Here is a 4628-nt window from a genome sequence, read left to right as displayed (position 1 = left end):
TATATGCCTTAAAGAGAATAGGCGCGAGTGGCTCAGTGGTGGAGCACGACCTTGCCAAGGTCGGGGCCGCGGGTTCGAGTCCCGTCTCGCGCTCTTATTAATAGGTAGCCGGAATCTTGATTTTTTAAGGTTCTGGTTTTTTTATTGACAAAGAGCCATTTGAATAGTTGGTTCTATTGTATGCCGTTTTTGGGCATGCGAAATAAGTCTCCTTATCCCGACCATTTTTTCTATGATGTACAGTGAAGTATCCGAGTTCGGAATCGTTTGAAATTTCGGATTCCATAGGAACTTCGTTTTAATACTTTAATCTTATTGTTGAATCCCTCTGTTACTCCGTTTGTAATGCCATATTTGAATGCATTTAAGATTTCTTTTCTCCATGACTTAAATGTTTTGGCACATTTCTCGAATTCTGGTATTTTGCTATCCCTTGCATTTGCGATCCAGTCATCAAACACCTTTTGCTGCTTGCGGTAAGACTGTGTTTGACAGATATCATAAAACCATTCCTTCATCATGTGGGCCAGACGCAGGTCGTCACTGTATTGAAGCATTAGGTCACAGGCTTTCTTATTCTCATCCGTTAGCTTTTTGTAGCGAGTTAGTATTAGCTTATGGCTCCGCTTGTAGTATTTTCGGAGTGATGCTGACATGGATTTTTGGAGTCGTTTACGTACGTTTTCAATTGCCCATGTGACTTGCCGTATGAAATGATATTTATCTACGATAATGTTTGCATTAGGAAAGAAAACTCTAGCCAGCTCAACATACGCAAGCCACATGTCACATACAAAAAACTTAACTTTTATCCGCTCGGATCTGGGAATATCTCTTAAGTAGTCGGCCAGATGGCTCTGAGTGCGGTCGGGCAAGATATCAATAATCCGATGTTTTTTCGGGTCAACAAGAATACACTGATATTTTCCAGTAGAAGCATTGCCCTTGAATTCGTCAATGGAAATAGCCTCTGGCATTCTATCAGGAGGAGCATAGCCCGGGGTATCCAGTAGCCTGCAAATGGTCGAAACAGAAACACCAGTAAGTAGAGAAACCTGCTTTAAAGAGAAAGTCTGGCGGAGTAATGAAATAACATAAAAGGCCAGCCTTCTGGTTCTGCGGTGGTAAAGAGGTAGGAATGAGTAGTGTTCGTAGAACCGTTTGCCACAGTCTGTGCATAAATAACGTCGCCTTCTAAGAATGAGTGTAACTGTTTTCCCCTGAAAGGGGATATCATCCATTTTCTGAGTACGATAATCATGAACTCTCTTGGTGCTAGAGGAGCAACAAGGACAGGACTGCTCCGTGGGGCGTGTTTCGATGAATATCTTAAGAGAAGAATCTGCAGTAATTACTTTTTTACAAAAACATCTTCCAAGTCGAGGAATGCCTTGCTATAATTAGGGTACATCTATGAGTGGTCACCTCCGTAACATTAAACTTTGGTCGGGATAATGCGTTTGGGAGGCTTCTTATAGATGTATTTTAATACAACAAAAAGAATGTTGGAAGTATGCTTTTTAAGCACACCCCAACATTCAGTATAGAACCGTTTTTTAAGTCACTGTTTTACTAAGTACCTACTTTAAAGTCGAGCGGTTATATTTATGAGGGACAAGTGTGAAAGTTAAAATCACGCCCAGTTATTACATAGTGTAAGATGATAAATTAGTGATTGGGAACAATTCAGAACGGAAGAGGTTACACGCAAGGCGTTGCTTCTCTACTTTATTGGTGGGAATTGTTGCTGGCTGTTAAGTATTCCAGAAAGCCAGTCCTATTTTCTTGGTGATGGAGATTTTTTAGCCGTGTTGGATTAGTTGCTGTATTCAAGATCACCATTTTGACCGGATTGCATTACTCTACTTTTACAAACAATCAGCAGAAAATGACAGACTATCTTGGTGTTGAGAGAACTAAATTAACAAGAGAACTTAGCAGAATAAAAAAACGTCTTTACTGATTATACTAAAAATGTATTTATAATAAATAAACATCAATAAAAGGATTACTTTCGTTGCCATTGCAATGGAAATAATCCTTTTTTTAATATAAACTTATACATGAGTTAGTTATAGCTAACATAATAAGGAGGGCATTATGAAATTCTATTTCAGATGAAACGCTCCTGCTAAAAAGTACTGGGTAGTATGTATATGATCAAACCCAGGATATTTTTAACGAAGAGAATATTTCAAGTGCATTTCATGTAAATGTTGCAGTAAATGAACTTCAATATAACAATCGTATCGTAAAGAGCATCGTTTCAATTTCAATTACAAATAAATAAAGGAGGAAGATTATGAAAGACTTAAGTATAGCAATGGAAATGATACAGAAAAACCATAAGATATATAAGGAACCTATGCCAATCATAAAAGAATTTGTATTGGGACACCGGTGGTTTATGGTATCTGATACCAATGACAAATTATCCATGTCGCTACGAGTGGGAAAAGAAAAAGACTTAGATGAATTTGAGAAGATATTGAAATCCTTCATTGGTAGGCCGGCAGATGACTGTGTTTATGAACTTATTAACCGGGCTGATCCAGAGCTTAGGATTATAGCAGCTAGTTTATGCAATCTCTTAAGCAAGCCATTTAACTCCGCAGACAGACTGAAAGATAGAGGAATTATCCGAACAGAAGGACGTATATTTGACTATGATGTAAAAGATAAAAAGGTTGGAATTATAGGTTATGGACTATATAATGAAGTTTTTCTTGGAAAGTGTAAGGAATTTCATGCGTTTGATTTTCGGGATCCCAAGGGTATTTTAAATTATAGAATTGGAAATGAGATGAAGGTATATCCAGAAAACATCTATTGGCATCTTGGAGATAATGCACTTGAACATGAAGATGTGCTTGAAAGTCTAGATATCGTAGTAATGACTGGTTGCACAATTGTAAACAATACCTATAAAGATATTCTCAAAACATGTAAAAATGCGAAAATCAGAGGAATTTATGGCCCAAGCGCTGAACTGTGTCCAGAATATCTGTTTGATCTAGGGTATAATTATATATTTAGCGCTTCTGTAAGAGATAAGGAAGCATTTTATCAGTCTAATTTTGCAGCGATTCCAGAAGGAATGGATTTATCATATATGGATAACTATGAGCTTAGATGTGTTTGAAGACTTGTATTAATTACAAGAATATGCTCTGTAGAACTTGGATTAAAATTCCGCCCCATTCCATTCCTTGCTGGGCCTCCGGTCTTTCAATGTCCAAATCTTTAAGAACCAAGGCGGCTAATCCATTATAAACAATGCGAGCATGGTCGGCTCTAAAATCTACAATAGAGACCTTCTTATCTTTTATCTTATTCGCTGCCGTTTCTTTAAAGTAAGTGGTCTTTTCATCCCATGTTTTAAGAAAATCATCGGCTTCCTTGTCTTACTAATTGCTAGGGTATCTTTCCATATATATACCTCGGTTACATTACAGTAGGAGCGATTTCAGAAAGCTGGGTATATATTTTTTTATGGCGAACTTTTTATGCAATAATAATATCAGGCTTTAAAGCAATAATTGCTTCTAAATCAAGCTGAGTTTGAATTCCTAAATTTGCTACACCCTCCATTTGACTGCGAAGATATTCATAAACTGGCTTTTCAGCCCAGGGCTCAACGGACCCAAGTGGTTTTACGCCAAGAGTCAGTACAGAGTCTGTTGCTCCCTGAAAAAGTGTAACAACGCGAGACGGTATTCCTGTAATTGTAGTGCTGCCCATTGCTTGCTCGATCACATGCATATCCGAGTCACCGGCATTAGAAGAAGCGATGCTATTATTTACTTCAGATGATCCTTCAGCATTAGTTTTTGATTCCTTACTTTCTTTAGATGGGCTGGAGACCTTATAGGTATTGGAACACCCAGCCAGTAAAGCAGTAACAACAAGCAATCCAGTTAATAATTATGTTAACTTCAATATAGTCCACTCCTTAAGTGAGTGATTTATTTTATAGAACATAATGTTAGCCGTGGCTAACCAGAAATACTTGATCAGTCTATTATTAGGTTGAATACCTGTCAATTATAAATTTACTGTATTTGTTCTATATAGCGTTAGGTTTCCTTATTGACATTTTCATAGGAAGTGCAATCATAAAGATAGGGATGCATGTTAAGAATCTATAACTTTTGGAATAATCTAATTGCTTCTATATACATTGAGAGAGAAGATACCTTCTAGATGATCAGATCACGCACATTTCTACTATTTAGAATACCTGTTTTATGATAAACAAATAATCTGAACAAAAGTACCAATTAAACATTATAATATGACACTTTATACGAGCCATTACTATAATGGTATATCTAAAATATTAATTTACTCCGTACTAATACCACTTTTCCATATTATGAAGATCAACCTGTCGTTCAAACGCGAGTGTTACATTATAAATAGATGAAGATTCAAATTTTCCATATAATATTAGAATTGCACCCCCAGTTATAATGGAATGTGCATACTTCCCTCAAGGCCCATATGATCATACATCAATGTACATACAGTAAATGAAATCTATAGTTCAGCTTTGATGATCATTACAAATCTTCTATATATACTGGGCATACGAGCCTATAATTTCTGATTATCTTTATCCTGAAAAA

At 36.7% G+C, this 4628-nt stretch carries 2 protein-coding genes, 1 tRNA gene and 1 pseudogene; 2 read left to right on the top strand and 2 right to left on the bottom strand.

Annotated features, from left to right (window positions below; genetic code table 11):
• Positions 1-21: 21 nt before the first annotated feature.
• Positions 22-93 (top strand) — tRNA-Gly (locus BET01_RS13960).
• 137 nt (positions 94-230) lie between these two features.
• On the opposite strand, the pseudogene BET01_RS13955 reads toward BET01_RS13960, so the two are convergent.
• A pseudogene (locus BET01_RS13955) lies at positions 231-1411 on the bottom strand (ISL3 family transposase).
• Between the two features lie 891 nt (positions 1412-2302).
• Here BET01_RS13955 and BET01_RS13950 point away from each other — a divergent pair.
• Entirely contained in the window at positions 2303-3142 is an 840-nt protein-coding gene (locus tag BET01_RS13950; protein ID WP_120197424.1) for a Rossmann-like domain-containing protein, read from the top strand.
• 362 nt (positions 3143-3504) lie between these two features.
• Here BET01_RS13950 and BET01_RS21465 read toward each other — a convergent pair whose 3' ends face one another.
• Complete coding sequence (locus BET01_RS21465; RefSeq protein ID WP_147422819.1) at positions 3505-3762, bottom strand: ABC transporter substrate-binding protein; 258 nt, start codon at positions 3760-3762, stop codon at positions 3505-3507.
• Positions 3763-4628 lie beyond the last annotated feature (866 nt).

The organism is Lacrimispora algidixylanolytica (assembly GCF_003609635.1).
Classification (GTDB): Bacteria; Bacillota; Clostridia; order Lachnospirales; family Lachnospiraceae; genus Lacrimispora; species Lacrimispora algidixylanolytica.
This window is presented reverse-complemented; position numbering and strand designations above follow the sequence as displayed.

What these genes read in the sequence shown, in the direction of transcription:
- BET01_RS13950 (WP_120197424.1), top strand. Translation starts at nt 2,303, where the DNA reads ATGAAAGACTTAAGTATAGCAATGGAAATGATACAGAAAAACCATAAG.
- BET01_RS21465 (WP_147422819.1), bottom strand. Translation starts at nt 3,762, where the DNA reads ATGCATGTGATCGAGCAAGCAATGGGCAGCACTACAATTACAGGAATA.